This window comes from Polaromonas sp. P1_E3 (genome assembly GCF_056405935.1).
This window is the reverse complement of record NZ_JBFUBD010000445.1, coordinates 1-2037: the sequence shown is the minus strand read 5'-3', so window position 1 is coordinate 2037 and position 2037 is coordinate 1. Positions and strand designations below refer to the sequence as shown.

Annotated in this window: 2 protein-coding genes and 1 pseudogene; 2 read left to right on the top strand and 1 reads right to left on the bottom strand. The window is 62.0% G+C overall.

Annotation, left to right across the window (positions count from 1 at the left end):
* Both AC1D0Z_RS20345 and hisC read left to right on the top strand, forming a co-directional pair.
* Window positions 1-126 (top strand): annotated as a pseudogene (locus tag AC1D0Z_RS20345) (CobD/CbiB family protein); the annotation flags it as partial.
* Window positions 123-1217, top strand: a complete 1095-nt coding sequence (hisC, locus tag AC1D0Z_RS20340; protein ID WP_477659980.1) for a histidinol-phosphate transaminase — start codon at window positions 123-125, stop codon at window positions 1215-1217. The pseudogene AC1D0Z_RS20345 and the gene hisC, both read left to right, overlap by 4 nt.
* Window positions 1218-1255: 38 nt before the next feature.
* On the opposite strand, the gene rsgA is transcribed toward hisC, so the two are convergent.
* A partial coding sequence (rsgA, locus tag AC1D0Z_RS20335; protein WP_477659979.1) for a ribosome small subunit-dependent GTPase A occupies window positions 1256-2037 on the bottom strand: 782 nt, incomplete at its 5' end.

Genomic DNA, 2037 nt, shown 5'->3' with positions numbered 1-2037 from the left:
GAAGCCACGCCGGGCCGCGAACCTGAAGTGGCGCACTTGCGAAGCATCGTGGGGCTGGTGTGGCGTTCCGTGGTGCTGTGGATGGTTTTGCTGGCGCTGCTGACCCTGGCACGCCTGCTCGGATGAGCGGCAGCCCGCCTTCCTCCTTGCCTTCCGGGCAATCCTTCTGGAGCCCTGCGGTGCGCGGTCTTGTGCCGTATGTGCCGGGAGAGCAGCCCGGCGTTGCGGACCTGGTCAAGCTCAACACCAACGAGAACCCATACCCGCCATCGCCCCGTGTCGTTGCCGCCATCACGGCCGCGGCGCAAAACGGCCTGCAGCTTTATCCCGACCCGCAGGCCACCGCGCTCAGGCGCGCGATTGCGGGTTGCCACGGCATAGATCCTGATCAGGTCTTTGCCGGCAATGGGTCAGATGAAGTGCTGGCGCATGCGTTCTGCGCTTTTTTCCGCCACGGCCAACCCCTGTTGATGCCGGACGTCAGCTACAGCTTTTACAAGGTGTACTGCGGGCTCTACGGCATTGAGGCCAGGCTCGTGCCGCTGGATGCTTCCCTGCGCATTCATGTGGCGGATTACACAGCACCATGCGCAGGCGTGGTGATTGCCAACCCGAATGCGCCCACCGGAACCGGGTTGTCATTGGCGCAGATTGAGCAGCTGCTGCAGCAACAGCGCGACCGGGTTGTGCTGGTGGACGAGGCCTATGTGGATTTCGGCGGTGAAACCGCCATCGGGCTGATTGCGCGCTATCCCAACCTGCTGGTGGTGCACACGCTGTCCAAGTCGCGCTCGCTGGCCGGGTTACGCGTTGGCTTTGCTGCCGGCCAGCGCCATCTGATCGAAGCCCTTGAGCGGGTCAAAGACAGCTTCAATTCCTATCCGCTGGACCGCCTGGCCATCGCTGGCGCCGTGGCCGCTTACGAAGACCGTGCTTATTTTGAAGCGACGCGTACGGCCGTGATCCAGAGCCGAGATCTGTTAAGCCGGCAATTACAGGACCTGGGCTTTGAAGTTTTACCCTCGCAAGCCAACTTCCTGCTRGCACGCCATCCTGGCCGCGACGCAGCGGCCTTTGCGGCCGGCTTGCGCGAAAAAAACATCCTGGTGCGCCATTTCAGGCAGCCGCGCATCGACCAGCATTTGCGCATCAGCGTGGGCACCCCGGCGCAATGTGATGCGCTGGTGCAGGCCTGCCGCGAGCTGCTCAAAGCCTGACGCTATTGCCCGGCCGGGACGTAGCCCGTCAAGTCCCGTCAATAACGGGGTTGCGACAGTTCGGCGAATAGTTCGCTATACAAACGATAGCGGCTTGCGCTGATTCCGTCTGGGCTGGGCCCCGATTTGACCACCGAAATAACGCCACAACCCGGCTCGTGCAGGTGGGTGCAGTTGTAGAACTTGCAGTCCTGCGCGTGTGCCTTGAGGTCGGGCATGTAATTGGCCAGCTGCACTGGGTCGATGTGGTGCAGCCCGAACTCCTGAAAACCCGGCGAGTCGATCAGCGCAGTGGTCCTCTCGCCGCCCGTGCCGGTATTCACCCAATACAGCGTGGTGCTGGTGGTGGTATGTTTGCCTGAATTCAGGGCCTGCGATATTTCCGCTGTCAGCACCCGTGCATCCGGCACAAGAAGATTGGTCAGGCTGCTTTTGCCGGCACCTGAAGGTCCCAGCACCAGCGTCTTCTTGTCCCGCAGCAAATCCGTCAGTTCCTGCAGTTCCGGGTGCGGGGCATCGGCCGGCCCGCTTGTCGCTGTTTTGGGCTTGATGGCCAGCGAGAGCATTCTGTAGCCCATGGCCCGGTAGGGTGCCAGCTTGGTCCAGGCGCGCCCGAAAGGCTCGGTGAGGTCGCTTTTGTTCAGGGCAATGATGGGGGTGATGCCCTCGGCTTCGGCGGCAATCAACGCGCGGGTCAGCTGGCTTTCTGAAAATTCAGGTTCCGCTGCGATGAGGATCAGCACCTGGTCGAGGTTGGCGGCGAAGGACTTGGTGCGCATCTCGTCCTGCCGGTAAAACAGGTTGCGGCGCTCTTCAATTT